This window comes from Pseudomonas sp. GW823-FHT02F05 (genome assembly GCF_058797315.1).
The window spans coordinates 100868-120296 of the sequence record NZ_JBXAJM010000003.1 but is presented as its reverse complement, the minus strand read 5'-3'; the positions used below and the strand labels follow the sequence as shown (position 1 = coordinate 120296).

Sequence of the window (19429 nt, the reverse complement as noted above, 5' to 3'; positions counted from 1 at the left end):
AAGGCCGGATCAATAGGGAATGGTGTCGAGGAAGGCAATGTCGTGAACCAGCTTCCTGGTCTCAAGCTGGAGGCCCTGCGGGATCGCCAGAAGATTGCAAAGCAGATCGATCAGACAGATCATTTGTGCGCAGTTGAGGGCCGTACGTCCGTTCAGGCATGCCCCGTATTTCCGCGTGAGTTGGCCTTGGTATGCGGGTAAAAATGCCTTAAGGCTGCTGCAAATCCAGTCTCCGGACTGGGCAATTTCGATACCGAATGCACTTGCCTCAGCTGCGTTGAGGCCAGCGATGAATTCAGGCCGGACTCTGGGCGTATGGGCGTCGGCAGAAGAAAGATCGAGCGTAACCATTCTGCTGGTGACCGCATCACTGCATTCCAGCGGTTGATTTGCGGTGATCACCAGAGCGCCGCGAAATGTCACTTCTTCACTGCGGCCATCCCCCGAGCGCAGACTCACGCTGCCCGAGCTAAAAAGCGGCTTCAATTCATCCCAATCGATGGACTGGCCTAACTCGCCTTGTTCCTCGCAAATGACAATCCGTTGCCCCGCGCTGGCAAACGTGCGCGCTCGCCCGGCTGGAGTGGAGTGCCCCAGAAAATTGGAATACGGCGTTTGCCCGTTCAGCTTTTGGAGGTAGTCCAGCAGCAGACTCTTGCCACTGCCGGCGGCGCCGACGATCTGCAGAAACGGGAAGCTGGTTTGGTCCTCACGAATTCGGCCGGCATGCACAGCCCCCATCCACCAGGCCATAGCCAGTACCCCCCGCGCGCCGAAGTAGGCGACAAAGTCGTTGAAGCGAATGGCCGATTTGAGTTCGTTTTGCATGGTGCTGCTCCTGTTGTTGCTGTGGTTACACGCCCTGGAATACCCAGCAGCGAATGGTTTTCGGTTTGTCGAACGCGTCGAGCAACCGGGCTGAGTTGACGGCTTTGTTCGAATCCAGAAACTTGGGTGACTTGCTGGTCTTGAGCAGGCGCTTCAGGTCACTGAGGGCGGGCACCTGCTGGCGTTTGTTGGCTGCCATCTCCACGAACTCGTTGAGGTTCACGGCGATCAGGCCATCACGGCGCGCGTGGTTCAGTGCCCCTTTCTCATCCATGCCATTCAGGAAGTCGTACAAATCCCAAAACTCAGTGACGGTCGGGTGGTCAGCGTTGATTGCCTGCTGCCGCTCCAAGGCCATGCGGCTGATTTCGGCGTGAGCGAGGGCTTTGCGGTGTTCGCCGAGCGGCACAACACCGGCCAGCGCATCCACTAGGCTGCGCAGTTGGGCGTGGTTCTTGGCGATACGCACGGTGCGCACGCCGGGCTGGGCCAATAGCTCCTGTTCATAGCCGGAGGTGTTTTCCTCCATCAGGCGCATGGTTTCGGCTTCACGTTGCAGCGCCTTGATCAGGAAGCCGCTGATGTTGTCCATCGGCATGCGCTCCAACTGCTCGGCGTACTGCTTGGTTTCCGGGGTGTGGTGCTCGCGTGTCAGATGGACATGACAGATACGCTGCAGGATCGGTTCAGAGGCGTTTACTGGGTTGTTCTGGGCGATCAGCAGGGCGGCGCGGAACGGCGGTTCGTGTGTGTCGTTGCCGTTGTTTTTTACGCCAGTGGAGCGAACGCTGCGGCCGTTGTAGGCGGTTTTCAGTTCGTCCCAGTCGAAGTGTTTAACCGGCTGACCTTCTTTTTGTTCACGCTCCGACTCGATCAGCACCACGGGCAGGTTGCTGACCTGCGAAAAGTTGCGTGCGCGGCTTGCGGCGGTCGCTTTGGACGGATCGAAGCCTTCGTAATCAGTACGCCCGGCCGACTTCCATAGCAGTTCTACCAGAGTGGTCTTGCCCGATCCGGCTTCACCCACCAGTTCCAGGAACATAAATGATTTATGGATCTGGCGGATCTGCTCGGCGTGCAACGCGCCCAGCCACCAGGCCAGCACTACCAGACCCTGTACGCCAAAGCAGCGCCAGTAAATGTCGAACCAACCTTCGTTGTAGGCATTGAGGTCGGTATTGATGTGCAGCACTGGCGATTGGCTTTGCGACTTGATGCTCAGCTTGCCCAGGTCGAAAAAGTCTTCTTTGTTGCGCACCTGCACCTTGCCGCCATGGAAGGCAAGGTCATTGAAGACATAGGCACCGTGGTCGCGGCTGTAGCCGATCCATTCGATGGTGTTGACGGCTTTCAGGCAGTCCAGCTGTGGCGCCAAGATCCGTTTCAGTTGCTGGGCGCTGCCATCAAACCAAGCACCATTGGCGACGTTGAGCAGGCGATTCGAGAACTCAGACGCTGACGTGAGTTGTTTGGCTGTGAACGTGCTCTTGATGGCAGCACCTTGTGGGCGCTCAATGCGGAAGTAATACCAGGCCTCGTCAGTCAGGTCGTTGCGCATGTAGTACAGCGCCTGGAAATTACAGTTGGCGATGCTGGTGACTGAACCGGATTGGCGCAACGCTTTGTACCGGCGCTGTTCGTCGCTGAGCAACTGGTCTTCATGGCGTTCTGAACTTTCCAGATCGCTCATAGCTCGGTCGTACTTCTCAAGGTCCAGCCGGAACCAATACAGGCGCTTGCGGAATGAGAAATGGAATTCCTTGCGCTCGTTGCGCACGTAGATCAGGAACGCTTTCTCTTCCGCCGAATCAGCCAGTAGCAAATCGCCCTGGTGGCGCGCTTCGTCAAGGTCCTGCTCGATCTGCTCGGCGCGCTTGTCGTCGCCCTCAATTGGCTTCCACCGTAGGTGCAGGTCGTTCCAATCAACCTTTTTGCCATTGGGCTGTGGGATCACCGCAGCCTTGCAGATGAAGCCCAGGTCGTTGGCTTCCTTCGCCCAGCGGCGCATGTTCGCCTTGGCGACGGGCTCGTTATCCAGTGCCCACACCAGCAGCGGTAAGCGCTTGTCGGCGTCGTGGCGCAGTTTGACCAGGGCCTTGAGTGAGTCAGTCGGGCAGGGGGCGCTGGACATCATTGATACAGCCGACACGTCGTTATGCAGCAGTGCAATAGCGTCGAATATGCCCTCTGTTATCCAGAGTTCGTCGACCTCCAGCAGGTCCACGCTTGGTGGGCACCACCAGACGCCTTTGTAACCGGGTTGGCCTTCACCAGTCGGCCGGAAGCGAGCTTTCATCTTGCCGAACCGGTCTGGCCGATCTATCAGGCGCTCCCAGTAGCCACCTTTCTCAAGGGGGAAACGTACGGTGGCGCTGCCAATGTTCAGCCGGCCATCCCAGTAGTTGTCTTGGCTGAACCAACCAGCAATCAGCTCAAACTTGAAGCCCCGTGCAAACTCAAGGTAAGCGCGTGCCGTGGCAAGGGGGTTGTCGGGTGTCGACGGGGCGGTTTTGCTCCAGTCGTTGAACAGGTCGTCGTAGACGTCCTTTACGTGGACACGGTGGTCGCACTTTTCCGGCCGTCCGCATATCAGCGTCCAGGGCGAGTTGTAGAAGGTGTACAGGGTCTTCTGGCCGCAGGCCGGGCAAACACCCTTACGCATATAGTCGGTGCCGCGCATGTGCTTGAGCTGGTAATCCCGCTCAATGCGTTGGATGACGTCGGCGCGCAGCCTTTCTTTCATTTCCATCGTGGCTTACTTCGCTTCGTCGAGGCTGTGTTTAAGGGCGCCAATCAGGCTTTTTCGTGCGGCCAGCGCAGGGAAGGCCACCAGCAACGAGCCATGCCGCAAACCCTCGGGAATCCTGCGAAAGCGGTCGTCATACCAATGCTCGTTGAACAGCGCCGCGTACTGCGCGCGCAGGTCCTGGAGCAGTGCCTCGGCCTGGGCACGGGGCAGTTTTGCGGTGATGGCGATGTCGATTTCCATGGTCCACCTCGGATTGCGGGCAAAGCTCACCCAAACCCATTGGAAACGGGGTAGGGCGGGTTAGTCGGGGGTTACGGTGTTACGAGACGCAGCCGGCGGTTTTCCGGTGCATTGATGATGCGTTGGTAGATGAGGCTGACCGGTACAGCCCAGGTCATGCCGCTGGCGGGGTCGGTGATAACTGCCACCGCCCCGGAGCTGGCGTCGACGTCCAGTTGGTGGCGGTCGTTGTTGGATTTGAGTTCACCGTAAGCACGGCTGATCAGCTTTTCCGCCATGTGCAATGGCACTTCTAAACTGCCCACCAGGTGCTGCACCGCACGGCAGAACAGTAACTGGTCGTTGCCCAGGTGTTCGCCCTGGTGGCGTTGCAAGAAGGACAGGCCAGCGGCTTGCATGGTTGCCTGGTATTCCTGGTAGTCGGTGTGGGTAGCTGTATTCATCACGCACGCTCCATTTCCATTTGGTCCAGCAGATCGGGTTGATTGTTTTTTGCCGTGAGGTTCTGTCGAGCAAGGAGGCGCACTTTGGTGGGCGCCATGGGCAAAACGGTAAGGGGGCGCTCGATGCCTGATGGGCTGAGCTGGTATTCCCAAACCAAAGAGCCGGAGAACGTGGCGCCGCACAGCAGGTTGGTGCATTCCGAGTACATCGAGCGGAAGCAGGGCGTCTGACCCTCGGAGGTCCGAATACGCATCGAGCTGCTGCAGCAGGGACAGACCAGCTTGTAGGTGCTCAATGTTTTGGCCCCCGGCTGTGCAGCAGGATCGTTGCCAAGACTTCGGAATGGCGAGCCGCCATGTAATGACTGTGAGCGCGCAAAATCGCCTCAGCTTCGTCCCGCTCAATGACACCGTCGTCCAGTGCCTTCTCAATGATCTGGTCGACCACACCGCGCTTGGCTGCAGCACGTACTGAGCGGTTGTAGAGGTCTACGTTGTCCAGTGTTTCAGGCTTGGCGAGGGGGACGAACATGCCGCCGTACATCGCCGCGATGTATTCCGGCAGGTAGGTCGTGCCCATGTCCTGCTCTAACAGATGGATCTGTTCATCGCTCAGGGGCCGACTGCCGGCGTTTTCGTAGATGTGGTTATCGAACTTCTTGAGTTCGTATCCGAGGCGCGCTGCAGCGCATTCACGGCCACCTTCGTAGTCGTTGATCACTGCGCTCATTACTTGACGCTTGGTCGCTAGAACTGGGCGTTTCATCTTCTGGTTTCCCCTTGGAGCCAGAGGCCCTAATTTGCACGTACGCAGTCAGCGCTGTTTTGGGATGAGGGTGAAGTAATCACGCCGTCTTTGATTCCCAGCAATACAGCAGCACGGTGGGATTCCCCGCGCCGTCCTTGATTTTGGCCGCTGAGTACCGCGTAGACGGTGCTGGGGTTCAACAGGTGCTGTTCCGCAAAGTCCTTTACCGTCTGGCCGCGCCTTTCAAGGGCGTCACGCGCTAGATGGCGAGCTTGCTCGTAGGTGTTGGCGTTGGGCATAGTGCAGTTCCGTGCAATTTCATGTGGTGACACGCAAAGAATGATGCACATATCTGCACTTGTAAATAGCGGAGATGAAGAAATTTGCATTATTCAGTGGAAATAGGCGCTCGGCTGCAAGCAGAGCGCAAGCGCCTAGGCCTCAATCAAGATCAGTTTGGTGATGCGGTGGGGGTTTCAAAACGAACGCAGGCCGCTTATGAAGCGGGCACCACTGATCCGACGTCGGTCTACCTCAATCGGGCAGCTTCGAAGCTCGGAGTCGATGTCCTGTTCGTCGTGACAGGTGTACCAATACCTCGGCCGATTTCCGACTTGAGTACGGGAGAGGAAAAACTGGTCTGCCGGTATAGGTCATTGCCCGAAGGTGACCAGGAGGTGGTTGACCGAATTATTGGCGCGATGTCGGACGTCGCCCCACAGGGCAAAAATTAGGCTTTCCGTCAAAGTTTGGGTTTTTCATCGGCCTCGGTAACGTCGATCCAACTATGCATCTAATGGAGTAAAAAGCATGTTGGATAAAGCCGGAGCTGAGGTCGGTCAGTGTGATCGTGATAGTAGCGAATCCCAACGTTTGACCGACGATGAAAGGAGGCTTCTTACGCTATACAGGGCGATGTCCGAGCCTGATCGGCGATACGTTCGACGGGTTGTAGAGGTGCTGACGGCAGCCTCTATCTGACCGCTTTGCTATAAAAATCGCCAGCCGAATGTGCTGGCGTTTCATTGGATGAAATTTGGAGGTTGTGGCTATGGATTTTCTAGTATTCGTTGGGTTTGTCGCCGCTTGGGTAGGGGTTTGGCTTTGGCTTTCACGACGACTGGCTCGAACTGGAAAAGGCTGGTTTTTACGTCATTTGATTGGTAGTTGTGCGGGGGCGGTTGCGGGTTTGCTAGTCGTTTCTTCTGCACTTTCAGTTGGCATTATATCTTCAGAGAAAAAAGAAACAGGAACAGAAAAAGTAGTGCAGAAAGTTGATCCTATACCTGAGGTCTCACCACAGGTGAGCAAACCCGCTGTTCCTGTACTGGCGAAGAAAACTCTAGGGGTTACACCTGATGAGTATGCAGATCGTTTGAATGAGGCTTTCAAAGCCGCTGATATCAATCATCGTGTTGATGCGAAGAAGATTGTGAAAGGCGAAGTCAATGACGTACTGAATATTTCCATTGGCAAACACACAGCTTTGGTCGCTGGTATATCAAAGGTGAATGGGCAAGTGCTTGATGTCGTGGTAATGGGATCTGGTGACGGCACTCCGTCTTCTGGTTTGGATATCATGATGGTTGCTAGTGCGGCATTAGTGGCAGCTGCGCCGAATGTTGAGTTTAGTGAGGTGTTTCGCGGCCTTCCTGCGATGATTAAAGGGCAAGATCGGACATATGGGGACGTCAAACTTAGCGCCAAACAAATGGACGGAATGGGGACTTGGTTTTTCGCTTCACCAATATAATGGCTAGGATGCTGGTCGCAACTAAAACCCGGTGAATTATCGGGTTTTTCCGCACAAAGTAATTATGCTTTTGCTGTCTGCATCTTAAGCCACTCTCGATCCACTGCACGCTTGGCCGTTTTGTCACTGGCATACAGCCAACGCAACCGCCTAGGCCTCGTCTGATCCCCCGCAGTAACCGTTTTTTCTTTCCCGGTTTTCTGATCGCGGTAGTACGCGATTATCCCCGTGTAATCGCCATTGTTTTCTTCCGCCAGGTCTTCAACGTTGTCCTCCGGCAACTTGCTCTCCAGCTCCAGGCTGACGGTGTAGCCGCCATCCGGGCTCAGGCTGTGCTGCACGTTGCCACCGTACCAAATGATCTCGTCGATTTCCGCCTTAACGCCCTGGAGCGTGTACGTCAGTTCGGGGATCAGATCCGGCCGGCCCATCGCGAGTGTGTAGCTGAGCGTGGCACTGCCGCGTTGTAGACGTCGAAACTCGGCCCTTGCAGCCCTTAGCGCTGACTGCTGGTCGCTGTAGGTATGGCGCAGGTCTTTGAGGTTCTCGCCACCGCCGGCAATCGCTTCCTGTTTCTTGGCGCTATGCACATCGTAGAAATACGCGCGCACCCCGTCGTAGCTGTCGCGATCCGCCTGCAGGTACCGGTGCTGGTCACCGTCAGCGCGAGTAAGCGTAATGTGGGGCAGGGGAAGCCCGCTGGCGGTCTTGCCGCCGCCTGCAGGGATGCACAGCAAGCACCCGGCCTTGACGCTGGCTACCGCATCGAATTCTCCGCCCAGGCGCGTGATCAGGTTGGCGTCCGATTCGTTGGCCTGGTCAAGCTGCAGGATCGGCAACGCACCGAGCGCGCCGGCCACGGTCGAGGTGAGGTTGTTTCCCATGGCGATATCGCCGATGACTTTGCCCAGCGTAGTGTTGCTCCAGCTGCGCTCGCGCTTGGTCTTCAGCCCTTTGCGCAGGTCTGCTGATCGAGCGCGGATGCTGAGTACATCCGGCGCGCCGCTGTGCTCTGTCTCGTCGACGGTGTAGGTGCCCTTGTCCACCAGGCCGGTGTCGCTCCAGCCCAACCACAAGCGTAGTACTGCGCCCTTTGGCGGTATCGACAGCAGGCCGTCATGGTCGCTCAATGTGATCGTAAGCTGGTCGGCCTCAACGCCACGGTTGTCGGTTAGATCCAGGTTCATCAGCCGCGGGCTTACCTTCATGGCGATATCGTTGCCGTCCACCGTGAGACGGAAGGCCGGAACAGGATAGGCGGCATCCCGGACGAAGCGTTCCGCCGTATCCACGAGGTAACCGGTGACTTTGGACAGCGCGGCCTCTATCACAGCAGCCCCCGCAGAATATTGAGCCCGGTGCTGGTAGCGGCGCCGAGCAGGTCGATACGGTCATCATCGGTACGCTTGAGAGTGAGGGTGAACTCAATACGTCGTGGCGTGCCGTCTCTGAAGAACACAGTTTTGGTCTCGCTCAGGCTCTCGATCACCCACAACCCGTAAATCCGGCCGGTGCCCTCGACCATCGGCCAGGCCTTGCCGGTGTTCGCCATCAAGCGCAATGCATCCAGGCTGAGCACGCTGCCGGCCAGCTCGGGCAGGATGATGCCGGGGAGGGTAATAGTGTCGTCACCACGGCCGACAAATTGCAGCGCGGGTGGTGCACCGACGCGGCTGTTGCTGGCATGGCGCCAATTGGTTTGGCGCTGCAGCTCTTGGTAAGCGAGGGTTGATAGGCTGAACACGAACATGCCGAGGCTGAGCATCATGGTGATTAATCCCGGTCCGATAACTTGCTGCGCTGACGGGCGCGTTTCTCGTTTTCAATCTTGTTGAGCATGGCGCGCAGGCTTTTCTCCATGGCTTGCATGTCCATGCCAGGCGCAGCAGCGATGGTGATTTTGTAGGTGTCGTGACTATCGTAAACCGTTGATGTCCCCGCGCTGCTGATCGGTGGGCGATCATCGACAGCCAACGCCGGCATGGCTGTTGCGCTTAGCGCCAGAGTGCCGGCGGCGGTCAGTTGTTTGCTCATGCTCGACAAGGCGTTGAGCGGCCCTTTCTGTCCACCCTCCAGGCCTTTCGTCAGCCCTTCCATGGTGAAGCCGCCCAGCTCAGCGAACACCCGCGACGGACTGTGGATGCCGAGCTTTTCCTTGAACCAACCGATGCTGGAGTCACCGATGGAGCTGATAGCACCCTTTACGGCGCCGAGGCCGGCGGTCAAGCCTCTCACCAGACCATTGACGATCATGCCGCCAAATTCCGTGAATTTTCCAGGCAGCTCCGCGCCGAAGTAATTCATCACGCCAGCGAACGCCTGGTAGAACAGCCCGAGCGGGTTGAAGCCTGTGATCAATAGCAGGATGCCCTTCAAGCCCAGGTCAAAGCTCGCTTTGATTGTGGACCACACATTGACTACACCAGTCGCGATTGACCCGATGGCGCTTTTGATAGCGCCAAGGCCGGCGGTCAGGCCGTTCACCAGGCCGTTGATGATCATGCCGGCGAACTCTGTGAATTTCCCAGGCAGCTGCACTCCGAAGTAACTCATCACCCCGGCGAAGGCCTGGTAGAACATCCCCAGTGGATTGAAGTCGATGATCAGTCGCAGGATGCCCGCGAGGCCCTGGCTAAAGCTGGTTTTGATGCTGGTCCACACGTTGACCGCGCCGGTTGCGATAGAGCCGATGCTCTGCAGCAGCGTCATGATCATGTTGCCGATGGCCGCGCCGAAGCGCTGGCCCATCGACTGGGCGGCACCGCCGACGTCTTCGACCGGCTTCAATAGGTCGCTGAACCAACTGATCACACCACTGATACCGGAAGAGATCATGTTGAACAGCGGGCGGACGATGCTGCCCAGCAGACGCAGTGCGAAACCGATAACCGGAATGGAGTAGGCCGCTTTCGCCAAGCTGACCAGCAAACCGCCGAACTTTCCGAACCTGGCAAGGACCGGCTGCAGGGCCTCAGTGAGCCCTTGCCAGAAGCCGAGGAAGAACCCTTTGATCGGCTTCCAGTACTTGTAAATCAGCAACGCGGCTGCGACCAGGCCCGCGACAGCGGCGATTAGCCACCCGACCGGAGTTGCCAGGATGGCCGCACCGACCGCGCTGATTGCGCTGCCGAGCATTGGAAACACGCTGACTGCCGCGAGCCGCGCGGAGCTGACCAGTGCAGGGATGACCCTCATCATGCCGCTACTAGCCCGGCTGGCCGTAACCGTTTTCCAGATCCGCCCCATCCGGCCGACCTCTACCCCGGCGCCTGCGGCCGCGATACGGGTTCCAATCAACTGAGCTTTGATACCTCCCAGGCGAATGCCAAACACTGCCATGCCGTAACGCACTACCGCGAAGGGGCCGAGCATGCTTGCCATGGTCAAGGCCAACGTACCGAACACCACGGCGGCAACAGCTACAGCCGCCACAACTTTCACCAGGCCCCCAGCCAGCTTCGGATTTTCCCGTGCCCAGGTACCGACCCCATTGGCAAGTTCGCCCAGGGTGTTGATGAGACTCTTCAGCTCGGGAGCAACGGCAGCTCCGAACTCGGCAAGGGCGTTCGTGAAACTACCCTCGGCTGCCTCCATGACGTTGGTGAGGGTCCCGAGCTGCTCGTTGACGCGGGTACGCAGATCGGCTTGGACTCTCAGCTTCTCTTGAATTTCCTGATAACCAGCCAACCCCTTGTTCATCATAGTGTTCAAGGTGGTCATGGTTTCAGCGTCGTCGCCAAAGAGCTTGCTGATGACGGCCGTACGGTCGGTATCGTTCAGAACCTTCAGCTTTTCGACTTGAGCGTACAGGTTCTCCAGGCCGGCAAAGTTACCTTTGTCATCCGTAAATTTTAGAGAGACGCCCTTGTTCGCTCCTGCTGCGATGCTGTTGGCTTTATCGACCTTGTCTTTATTCAAACCCGCCTGGAAAATTTTACGGAAAGCGTTACCTGCTGAGCTGCCGTCCATGCTGGCCTGGTCCATCATGATGAGCAGCGGTGCGAGTTCTTTAGCTGCATCAATCCCCGACTTCTTGATGACATCCATGACAGGAGAAATTTTGCTGAAGCCCTGAATCATGTTGCTCGGTTCCATACCGGCATAGAAACCGCGCTGGATGGTGTCCATCAGGCCCATCATGTCTTTCTCAGTGGTTCTGGTGGCATCCTGCATTTTGGCGGCGAATTCAGCCGCTTCAGTGGCTTCCATCTTCATCTGCACACCGAGATATGCGGCGGCTTCACCGGTTCCACCCAGGATGCTCTGTGCACTGATGCCCTGGCGCCGGAGCATCGTCATCATGTTTTGAAAGTCTGCCGTGGTACCTGGCAGGCGGTCGCCCAGCGTCGTCGCCAGGTCTGTGATCTTCTGGAAGTCCAGCGAGACCTTGCCGGTGTCGTCCATCATCGACACTTTGAGCTGCGTGGCAGAGTCCTCATTCGGGGCGAAGGCTTTGATTGCCGACGCCACGGGCCGGCTGGCGGCGTACCCCACCCCAAGCCCAGCGGCACCAGACACGGCAACACTGCCGGCCAAGCTCTGGGTTTTATCGTAGGCTGCACGCGCCTTTACCAGACTGTCCTGTTTGCGCTTCAGCGCGTCCAGGCGGTCCATCTGCAGTTTCATGGCCTGGGTGGCGCCGTCCATGTCTCGCTTGAGCTTCAGCTCGGAAGCGCCCAGGGCATTGGTGTTGGTGCCGGCGGTTTTGAGCTGCGCGCCCAGGCTGGCAAGTTTCCCTTGCTGCTGGCCGTACTGCTCGCCCAAGCGTCTCGACTCGGCGGTGTGCTGTTTCAGCAGTGAGAGCTGGTCCTTGAACGGCGTTTCCAGCCGGCGGATCTCGTCGCGCAGACCGGCATGGCCCGCACGACTGGTGCGTAACTGTGCGTTGTTCAGGGTGAAGCGGTCAGCCAGGGTCTTTTCCTTGGCCGCGAGCTGATCCAGCTGGGTCTTGCGCTCCCGCTGGGCGGCTGTGAGGCGGGTGTATTCGTCATGCTGCGCTCGGGTCAGTGCATTGCCCTTTTGCATCACGGCATTGAGCGCGGCTATCTGGCTGGCGGACTGGCGGTGTTCGTCGCTCATCAACCCCAGGGCATTGCGTGTCCCGGTGAGTTCGCGCTTGAGGTCGGTCTGACTGGTTTTGAGCGCGTCAACCTTCTGCCGGGACTTGTCGAACAGCGCCTGGGTTGGCGCGAGCTGCTGCCGGACTTTGGCCGTCTCGCGGGCGAGTTCGCCTACCTTGGTGTTGTTGGCTGCGAGCGCCTCAGATGTCGCGCGGGTTGCGGCCTGCAGTTCACGCCAGGCGCTGACGTCGCGCTGCTGGGTGTTGAGTTCTTTCAGGCGGTCACGGGCAGCCTTGAGGGCTTGGGCGGTTTCCTTACTGCCGCCCGTGATCTTGTTCAGCGGACCGGTGGCCTTGTCGATAGCGCTGAGCAGCACCTGAAGTCTCAGATCATTCGCCATCGGTAGAACTCCGTACCCTGGCGCGCTCGCGCCAGTCCATCAGGTCTTGCAGGCCCAACCGATCCATATCAGCCGGTGCCCAGTGAAAAACCACGGCCAGATCGGCCATGGCGTCCTCTACGCGACGAGGGATGCATCCGTCATCGCCGACTTCTGCAACAAAAAACCAGAGATCTTGCTGCTCAGAGCCAGCAGATCGGCCGGGTCCATGCCGGCGACTTCCACGGCGGTGATGCTCGGCGAGCTGATGCGCGGCAGAACCTTGATCAGACTGCCAACGTCCATTTGCAGCAGCTCCACCAAGCTCACACCGCGCAACTCGCCGGAGTTCGGCTTGCGCAGGGTGATGCTGTCGATGCTGGTGGTGCCGCGACGGATTGGCGTGTCGAGGGTGACGGTGTTGTTGTCGGCCAGCTGCTGCACGTCGGGCTGTTCGGTGGTTTCGTTCTTCATGGGAGTTGCTCTTAGTGATTAAAGGGTGAGGCTCGATTGAGCGGGCGGGTCAGATGCCCATGCCGGTGCGGTGCTTCTCCAGCATGTCCACGCCGTTGACCTTCTCGACAAAGTTGAGCAGGTCGATTTCGATGATTTCTTCGCCATCCACGGTCAGCTTGTAGTAGCTGCAGGTGGTGGTCATGGAGTGCTCGGTGTCCTCACCGGGCTGGGCGTCGCCCATCTCGATGGTTTCGTGGCGGCCACGCACGACTACTTCCACGTTGCTGACTTCGTTGGTGTCGTCTTGTTGGTAAGGGCCAGAGAAGCGCAGTGCTACGCTGTTAGCACTGACGGCGCCGAACTGGCGCAGAGAGATCAGATCGAGGCCACCGGTTTTCCATTCGAACTGGATGCCGTCGTCGGACATGCCCAGGTCAGCCTTGACCGGGCCGTTCATGCCGCCGCCGCGATAGGCTTCCATCTTGCGGCCGAGGGAGGGCAGGGTGAGGGACTTCACCAAGCCGAGGTAGCTGTTGCCGTCATTGAACAGGTTGAGGTTTTTGAGCTTGCGAGGCATTGCCATGGCGGTGTTCTCCGGGATACGTGTTCAGGGTGAACTCCCCTCTCGGGGAGGCCCGGTTTAGCTGTTGATGCCCTTGGCGAAGTCGATCAGGTAACGGTCGGTGATTCGCTGGCGGAAGGTGAGGTCTTCAAGCGGTGGCACGGGGGTGTAGTCGTAATCAACCCAGAGCTTGCCGGCCTTGAGAGTGTCTTTGGTGTTGATGTCGTCCGGGTACCAGCAGCTGCCGCCGATCAGGTAGCCCTGCGATTTCATCTCGCGCATCTTGGCGCTCACGCCTTCGACCAGGTCGCGTACCAGGGAGGCGTGCATAGGGCGGTCAACTGCCCACATGTGCGCTTCGGCCACGGTGTCCGCAAGGATCTGCGCGGTGCGGGTGTAGTTTTCAAAGGCGAACAACGGGTCATCGCTGCAGGTTCGGCTGCCCCAGAAGCGAAAGCCGTTGGAGTTGATCAGCGTGGTGACTTCGTTGCTGTTGAGGTAGTTGGCGTCGGTGGCTGGGTTCTGTAGATCCCAGAATACGTCGGCGCTGATACCGGTCACGCCACTGACGGCCACGTTGGACAGGGTTTTATGCCAGCCTGTCTCCTGATCGATCTTGGCGCGCAGGCCAAGCGCACGGGCCACAGCCGAAGCGGTGGTGGTCTTGTTGGCGACGGTGTCCCAGTTCTGGAATTCCGGCCAGATCACCATCATTTCGCGGGCGCCGAAGTTCTCGCGGTAAGCGACCACCTCTTCCTTAGTTTTACAGCCCCAGGCGCTGACGTAGGCAAAGGCACGAAGGTCTTTGGCAATGGCGCCAAGGGCGGTGGCCACCGGCAAACTGTCCAGGCCTGGCACGCCGAGAATGCGCGGCGTCATGCCCACGCGGGACTTGGCGGCGAGCAGAGCTTTCATGCCGGTGTACTGACCGGTCGGTGTGGTGCCGCCGATCAGGGCGCTGGTGGTGGCCGCTTCGTCGGCGCCTTCCTTGACCCGCACCACGATGACGTAGGGCTTGGTCTGGTCGGCGATGCCTTGCAGGCTCGCGGCAAGGGTGCCCTTTACGCCCGCTTTGCCGACGGCGGTCTGCACGTTGGTGAGCAGGACGGGCGTGTCCAGCGGGAAAACGAGTGGGTCCGCATCTTCAGCCGTGCAAACCATGCCGATAACTGCGGTGGGAATAGTGCGAATGGGGCGGGTGCCGTCGTTGAGTTCGATGACCCGCACGCCGTGGAGATAATCGGCCATGGGTTGTGCCTGCGCTGTGATGGAATGACAGTGCAGAGGTTGCCGCGCGCGCGCCGGCTGGGCGAGCGCGGCACCTTGTAGGCGCCGCGTATACAGTGGGAGTCTTACTGAACCTGGTCTTTGATCCAGGCTGGCGGCACTGGGCGCTTGCCGGCATCGGGGAAGCTGTCCGATTGCGGCCATTCGCGTAGCTGGTGCATATACACGAGCAATTCGCTGTATTGGTCGGCAGTGAGGGAGGTGTCGCTACCCATCTCGATCTGGTCGCGGTGACGATCTCGTAGCCAGGCCACACGCTCGAGTTCTGAATCTCGCCAGCGACGTTCATCATTGGCGATTTCTTCCGCAGTGGACTGGGGTAATGTTTCGCCACCTTCGTCCACCCATTCCAGATATGAAACCCAATCTCGATTGCCCGCGTCCTGGGGAATGAAGACACCGTCATTCAAGCGTTGGACCCCTACGGGTGTAAATTTGTACGTCGTTTTTTCCATCTTTATCACCTCAAATTTCCGCGTCTGCTATCCACTCGATTTGCAATGTGTAACCCGGTAAGGATTCGGCGGGTGGCACGCAAGACAGGGTAAAACCGGCGTTCCACAAGCTCTGCATATTGGTGGAAGTGCATGGACCTCCAAACGACTGCGCCCAAACTTGTGAACTTACCTCCCCGGGGGAATAAAGAGTCAAGGTAGGCGTAACGCGCTTAACCTCAATAAAATCCACGCGCAAAGCCGACTGTGTTTGTTTAGGCGGACCCGATTGTGAAAATGTAGCAATGCAACTTGGCGGGCCGTTGTTCGCCTTCAGTGGATAATCAAGAAGAAAAGACTTTTCGAAATACCGCAGACACGTCCTCAGCTCTTCATGCACCGAGCGCTTTTCATATGCAGTCGCAACAGTCCCTGCCTCAATTTGGACACTGGCAACGTCTGTCACGTGGGTACCCCCAGCCCAACTGGAAAAAATCAGCTCCAAAAAGTCGTTACCGCTGCCTTTCTTTTTTGCCGCAACGGCGCCCAGGTCCATCGTTACGACATACTTTTTAAACGTGGTGGTCAGCTCGACTACAGCCCCTACATCAATCTCGGTTTCCGGTGAACCGGTACCGAAGTTTTGTCGCAGTATCACCCCACAGGTATGAGGCACTGTGCTGCGCATATAGAAAGAAACCGTTACCTTCCGACCTGCCAATGTCTCAACGTTTTCGATGCGTTGACTAAGGTTCCAGCCCTGGCCTTCACCTTGCCGTGAAAGTCGAAGTCCAAACTTAGCCTCGTTGATATCAGTACCCTGTTCCAACGGGTATTGGCTCCAAGTGCAAACTGCATTCGCCGGACTGTAAACCGACCAGCGATCCGGCCCGAATAGCGCTTGCGGGCCTCCAGATATGCGGCCAACCGTTCCAGATTTCCCACGCTGCCAAATGTCAAAGTTGCTGTTGATTAGGCGGTTTTTCCGATACACGTGAGCCGGAAACACCTGATTTTGACTTTCAATCTGCGCTCGCACGGCCTCAGTGTTGGAAACACGTTTAGAACGGTCATCCACTGCTGGCGTGGGCGCGTTCTGCCCGCCTGCCCACTGAAAGGTCAGTGCCGTCGTGCCCAAGATGATTGGCCCATCAGTGGTGAGGTGCCAGAGTGTGTCGCCGTTGGCGGTGCCACGCTCAACATGAACCAGCAAGCCTGGTGTCACCTCACTGCCGATATCGGCATCGGTAGTGCGGGTCCAGATTTCGGCGGTGGTCAGATAGAGCCCGTTGTCTTTGCTCTGGACCTGGTCTTTAACCAACACCCGCGAGCCCACCGGCACTGCCACGCCGTCGATGGTTTGCGCCCCAGCCAGGACGATAGGGCCGGTGGTCGCTACCAGTACTGACTGTTTCATATCCTGCTGATTGATCGCGTCGGTGATGGAGTCCGTCACGAACTTGCGAGTGGCAAGCACCACCGCTGGATCGATCAGCAGCACCACATTTGCAGCGCTGGACACGATGAAGTTCATCCGCACCACTTGGGTCCGGCCGGAGCCCTGGGACATCAGTGGCTTGTAGCTGGGCGCGCAGTTCGCCACGGCGACCAGGTCGCCGTCAGCGTCGTACAGTCCGATTTCCCGAATCCACCATCCACCTTCGTCCGCCGGGATGATCTGCTCGGCGATGAGGATATTGGCGTTGGCGGGGTCAATCGACAGCTTGTTCAACTGCCGACGGCGGCGCTCGTTGATCAGCTTTTTCTGGTTCCGATCTGGAATTGGGTTGGTGTCGTTTGCATCACCCACACCCATTTCGGTGAGTTTCCAGGGTATGCCCAGCGCGTCCGCGTTGGCCTGTTTGGCTTCACCGACAGCGGTGAGAATCGCAAAGAACTGAGAGTTGGAATCGATCATGGGTAGATGTCCAGTGTGTCGATGGAGTGTTCCCGGCCAGCGGCGCCGATGTAGCAGTTCAGGTTGATAGGCCCAGGTACTGGCGGATAAATATCGAGTGTGTCGATGGTGTGTTCGCGCCCAGGTGCGCGGATAACGCCCGTGGTGACGATGTCGCGAAGGACTGGCGGATAGACGTCAATCTCGTCGCCGTCGTAAGTGCTGGCGAAAATGTTGATGCCCCCGGTGGTTTCGAGGCTGATGGCCAGGCCGGTCAAGTGGCGGGTGAGTGGCTTGGCGTCGTCGATCAGCCAGGTCAATTCCTGGTACATCTCTTCGGTAATACCGGTTTCAAGCACTCCGACCTTCAACGCGAAGGTCGCGGGTACGCCTTCGGGGGTTGTCTGCCACCACTCAAGCACCTCGATCAGGTAGCCGAGCGGTTCCACCACGCGACGCAGCGCGCCGATGGTGCCTTTGCGAGAGTGGATGTAATGCGATGATCGGATGGCTGCGCGTTTCGCGGCTTCCGTCCACCTGCTGTCCCAGCGATCAACCGAAAAAGCCCAAGCCAGATAGGGCAACAGGTCGACGGGGCAGGTGTTCGGGTTGCAGAGCTGTCGCAAAGGAATGGGGACGCGCTGGATCTGCGCGAGTGCCTGAGCCGCCTGACGCTCCAGCGGGGTAGCGTTTCCCGGTAACAGCTGCTGCGCACCCATCACTCAACGCCTCGGCTTAATTTGATGCCGGTGCAATAGGGCGCTTGAGCTTTGGTCGCGACAATGTCCACCCAGCTTTCCAGTTCGACCTTGCGCACGCCTTCGACGTGGAGCGCGGCATGCAGGGCCGATTCTGAAACCTCCATCCCCAGGCGGCGCCGTTGATGAACGTAGGCCAGCAGGCGCTGTTCGGCCGCAGCCAAGATTGGTTCCGACTCCGGGCCGCTCGACAGCAGATAGAGCTTGGCCTCGACTTGGTAATTCAGGATCTGCGCGCCTTGAACGGTGAGGCGGTCGGCCACCGGCCGGCGGTCATCATCGCTCAGGTAAGTGTTGACGATGGCGAGCAGCTCGGGGGGAGCCGTACCATCGCCCAGCAGTGATTGCACCGTGACCACAGCGACGGCAGGCGAGGGGCTTTCGGCGGTTGCGTCGGCCACACGACCATCTGCGGCCCGGGCGTGGAAGATGTAGCTGTTGCGCGGGCCGGCGGTGCTCAAACCTTCCCAGGCCATTTGCGCACGCTCGCGCAGGCTGTCGTCGCTCTCCATCAACTTAGGCACTGGCGGAACTGCGTTCGCGTTGCCTTGCTGGATCACCAGGCGTTTGACGTTGAAGTTTGCAGCCAACTGTTCCAGGTCAGTCCCACGCGCCGTGGCGAGCAGGTTGGCAAGCGACGCTTCGTTGACCCGCTGGCGCCACACGGTCTCGCGGTAAGTGTTTTCCTGCAGCAGCTTGGTCAGTGGCTCTGACTCTATCTCCAGGCGGGCCGCGATTTGGGGCTGCTCGTCGACCGGCCATAGGCTGATCATGTACGCCTTGCGCTCGGCAAGGATCTGTTCGAAGTCGATCTGCTCGACGATCTGTGGCGGCGGCAGTTGGCTGAGGTCGATAGCGGCGAAGCTGTTCATACACTGCCCCCCAGCTGCAACGGCACACTGAGGCTCAGCGGCTCATTGGTGTCCACCACAGTGCCCTCCAGATCGATCGAGGCTTGGCCCTGCATGTTCGCTCCCGCGAACTGCACGCGGCTCAAGCTGATGCGGGTTTCCCAGCGCATAAGGGCCATGACCGTGGCGGCGTAAACGCGCAGACGGTTGACGTCGTTGAAGGGGTGATCCACCAGCTCGGGCACCAAGCTGCCGTATTCGCGGCGCATTACACGCGTGCCAATGCGGGTGGTCAGAATGTCGGTGATCGCCTGACTGATGTGCTCGCGCTCGCTGATGGCGCCGCCGGTATGTCGGTTCATGATGGGATGGGCGCCCCGGATTGGTCGCCGCCGGCCTTGACGCCGGTGTGCGAGTGTTTGACCAAGCTGACGCCGGCTGCGATCACGTCAATAGAGACCTGAACCTGGCCGGTGACGGTCTGATTGCCGGTTTGGATGTAGTCGCCTTTGTGCGTGATGTCACCGACCAGGTTGATGCCGCCCTTGCTGATCAGATTGGTGGTGCCACCGTCGACCAGTGTGGCGTTGAGGTGGTGGGCGACGCTGTCGTACTCGATCACCGTGCCGTCGGCGTAGGTGCGGCGGTGCAGGCCGGCGCGGTTGCCGTTGGCCGGGATGTGGTCGCTGAACACGCCTGTCACGACGATGCCGTTGGCGAGCTGGCCCGATGGGCTGAGCAGGATCACCTGTTCGCCGGCAGTGGGCGGGTCCCAATCGCGGTCGGCTCCGGCGCGCAATGCGAGCCAGGGCAGCCAGGCCGTGGTCAGCTTTCCGGTTGTTACTTGCACGCGCGGGGGCTCCATCTGCACGGCGGCGATGACGCCGAAGCGGATGAGGTTTTCGAGCAGGCGGGCGAGGGCGGCTAAGTCGTTCATGGCGCCGATGGTGGCGCCACGCGCGTGCAGGTGCAGCTTCGACTGCT

General features: G+C 58.8%; 22 protein-coding genes. 2 read left to right on the top strand and 20 right to left on the bottom strand.

Annotated features, from left to right (window positions below; genetic code table 11):
• Positions 1–9: 9 nt before the first annotated feature.
• The 7 genes from AC1RAC_RS05635 to AC1RAC_RS05605 all read right to left on the bottom strand — a co-directional run bounded on the left by AC1RAC_RS05635 (position 10) and on the right by AC1RAC_RS05605 (position 5307).
• Positions 10–828, bottom strand: a complete 819-nt coding sequence (locus AC1RAC_RS05635) for a DUF5906 domain-containing protein (RefSeq protein WP_492616368.1) — start codon at positions 826–828, stop codon at positions 10–12.
• 25 nt (positions 829–853) lie between these two features.
• Positions 854–3571 carry a toprim domain-containing protein gene (locus AC1RAC_RS05630; protein WP_492616450.1) on the bottom strand — a complete coding sequence of 906 codons (2718 nt, stop codon included), beginning with the start codon at positions 3569–3571 and terminating at the stop codon, positions 854–856.
• A gap of 12 nt (positions 3572–3583) precedes the next feature.
• Positions 3584–3817: a hypothetical protein gene (locus AC1RAC_RS05625; protein WP_492616367.1), complete on the bottom strand. Its 234-nt coding sequence runs from the start codon at positions 3815–3817 to the stop codon at positions 3584–3586.
• Between the two features lie 71 nt (positions 3818–3888).
• The gene (locus tag AC1RAC_RS05620; RefSeq protein WP_019818221.1) at positions 3889–4260 is read right to left on the bottom strand and encodes a hypothetical protein; all 372 of its coding nucleotides are present in this window, start codon (positions 4258–4260) and stop codon (positions 3889–3891) included.
• A complete protein-coding gene (locus AC1RAC_RS05615; protein WP_201491283.1) occupies positions 4260–4556 on the bottom strand; it encodes an ogr/Delta-like zinc finger family protein in 297 nt (98 codons plus the stop codon). Before AC1RAC_RS05615 ends, AC1RAC_RS05620 begins: the two co-directional genes overlap by 1 nt.
• The gene (locus tag AC1RAC_RS05610) at positions 4553–5026 is read right to left on the bottom strand and encodes a YmfL family putative regulatory protein (protein WP_492616366.1); all 474 of its coding nucleotides are present in this window, start codon (positions 5024–5026) and stop codon (positions 4553–4555) included. The genes AC1RAC_RS05615 and AC1RAC_RS05610 overlap by 4 nt, the downstream gene beginning before the upstream one ends.
• Positions 5027–5055: 29 nt before the next feature.
• Positions 5056–5307: a helix-turn-helix domain-containing protein gene (locus tag AC1RAC_RS05605; RefSeq protein ID WP_197900457.1), complete on the bottom strand. Its 252-nt coding sequence runs from the start codon at positions 5305–5307 to the stop codon at positions 5056–5058.
• Between the two features lie 84 nt (positions 5308–5391).
• On the opposite strand from AC1RAC_RS05605, the gene AC1RAC_RS05600 reads away from it, so the two are divergent.
• Both AC1RAC_RS05600 and AC1RAC_RS05595 read left to right on the top strand, forming a co-directional pair.
• The gene (locus AC1RAC_RS05600) at positions 5392–5742 is read left to right on the top strand and encodes a helix-turn-helix domain-containing protein (RefSeq protein ID WP_492616365.1); all 351 of its coding nucleotides are present in this window, start codon (positions 5392–5394) and stop codon (positions 5740–5742) included.
• Positions 5743–6059: 317 nt separating this feature from the next.
• Entirely contained in the window at positions 6060–6761 is a 702-nt protein-coding gene (locus tag AC1RAC_RS05595; protein WP_492616364.1) for a hypothetical protein, read from the top strand.
• 62 nt (positions 6762–6823) lie between these two features.
• On the opposite strand, the gene AC1RAC_RS05590 is transcribed toward AC1RAC_RS05595, so the two are convergent.
• The 13 genes from AC1RAC_RS05590 to AC1RAC_RS05530 all read right to left on the bottom strand — a co-directional run bounded on the left by AC1RAC_RS05590 (position 6824) and on the right by AC1RAC_RS05530 (position 19382).
• Positions 6824–8092, bottom strand: coding sequence for a phage late control D family protein (locus tag AC1RAC_RS05590; RefSeq protein WP_492616363.1), 1269 nt, complete (start codon positions 8090–8092; stop codon positions 6824–6826).
• Positions 8089–8529 carry a phage tail protein gene (locus tag AC1RAC_RS05585; protein ID WP_020302917.1) on the bottom strand — a complete coding sequence of 147 codons (441 nt, stop codon included), beginning with the start codon at positions 8527–8529 and terminating at the stop codon, positions 8089–8091. The genes AC1RAC_RS05590 and AC1RAC_RS05585 overlap by 4 nt, the downstream gene beginning before the upstream one ends.
• Before the next feature lie 5 nt (positions 8530–8534).
• The gene (locus AC1RAC_RS05580; RefSeq protein ID WP_492616362.1) at positions 8535–12221 is read right to left on the bottom strand and encodes a phage tail tape measure protein; all 3687 of its coding nucleotides are present in this window, start codon (positions 12219–12221) and stop codon (positions 8535–8537) included.
• Positions 12211–12330 (bottom strand): GpE family phage tail protein, encoded by a 120-nt coding sequence (locus tag AC1RAC_RS05575; protein ID WP_014717550.1) that lies wholly within the window; start codon positions 12328–12330, stop codon positions 12211–12213. The genes AC1RAC_RS05580 and AC1RAC_RS05575 overlap by 11 nt, the downstream gene beginning before the upstream one ends.
• 8 nt (positions 12331–12338) lie before the next feature.
• Entirely contained in the window at positions 12339–12674 is a 336-nt protein-coding gene (locus AC1RAC_RS05570) for a phage tail assembly protein (protein WP_019818211.1), read from the bottom strand.
• Between the two features lie 49 nt (positions 12675–12723).
• Positions 12724–13239, bottom strand: coding sequence for a phage major tail tube protein (locus AC1RAC_RS05565; protein WP_492616361.1), 516 nt, complete (start codon positions 13237–13239; stop codon positions 12724–12726).
• Positions 13240–13296: 57 nt separating this feature from the next.
• Positions 13297–14466 carry a phage tail sheath protein gene (locus tag AC1RAC_RS05560; RefSeq protein ID WP_492616360.1) on the bottom strand — a complete coding sequence of 390 codons (1170 nt, stop codon included), beginning with the start codon at positions 14464–14466 and terminating at the stop codon, positions 13297–13299.
• Between the two features lie 104 nt (positions 14467–14570).
• Positions 14571–14960 carry a phage tail assembly chaperone gene (locus AC1RAC_RS05555; RefSeq protein WP_492616359.1) on the bottom strand — a complete coding sequence of 130 codons (390 nt, stop codon included), beginning with the start codon at positions 14958–14960 and terminating at the stop codon, positions 14571–14573.
• Positions 14961–14970: 10 nt separating this feature from the next.
• Positions 14971–16857, bottom strand: coding sequence for a phage tail protein (locus tag AC1RAC_RS05550; protein WP_492616358.1), 1887 nt, complete (start codon positions 16855–16857; stop codon positions 14971–14973).
• Positions 16854–17555 carry a phage tail protein I gene (locus AC1RAC_RS05545; protein WP_492616357.1) on the bottom strand — a complete coding sequence of 234 codons (702 nt, stop codon included), beginning with the start codon at positions 17553–17555 and terminating at the stop codon, positions 16854–16856. Before AC1RAC_RS05545 ends, AC1RAC_RS05550 begins: the two co-directional genes overlap by 4 nt.
• The gene (locus AC1RAC_RS05540; protein ID WP_492616356.1) at positions 17555–18466 is read right to left on the bottom strand and encodes a baseplate assembly protein; all 912 of its coding nucleotides are present in this window, start codon (positions 18464–18466) and stop codon (positions 17555–17557) included. The genes AC1RAC_RS05545 and AC1RAC_RS05540 overlap by 1 nt, the downstream gene beginning before the upstream one ends.
• Positions 18463–18807, bottom strand: a complete 345-nt coding sequence (locus tag AC1RAC_RS05535) for a GPW/gp25 family protein (RefSeq protein WP_014717558.1) — start codon at positions 18805–18807, stop codon at positions 18463–18465. The genes AC1RAC_RS05540 and AC1RAC_RS05535 overlap by 4 nt, the downstream gene beginning before the upstream one ends.
• Complete coding sequence (locus AC1RAC_RS05530; RefSeq protein WP_492616355.1) at positions 18804–19382, bottom strand: phage baseplate assembly protein V; 579 nt, start codon at positions 19380–19382, stop codon at positions 18804–18806. Before AC1RAC_RS05530 ends, AC1RAC_RS05535 begins: the two co-directional genes overlap by 4 nt.
• Positions 19383–19429: the final 47 nt, after the last annotated feature.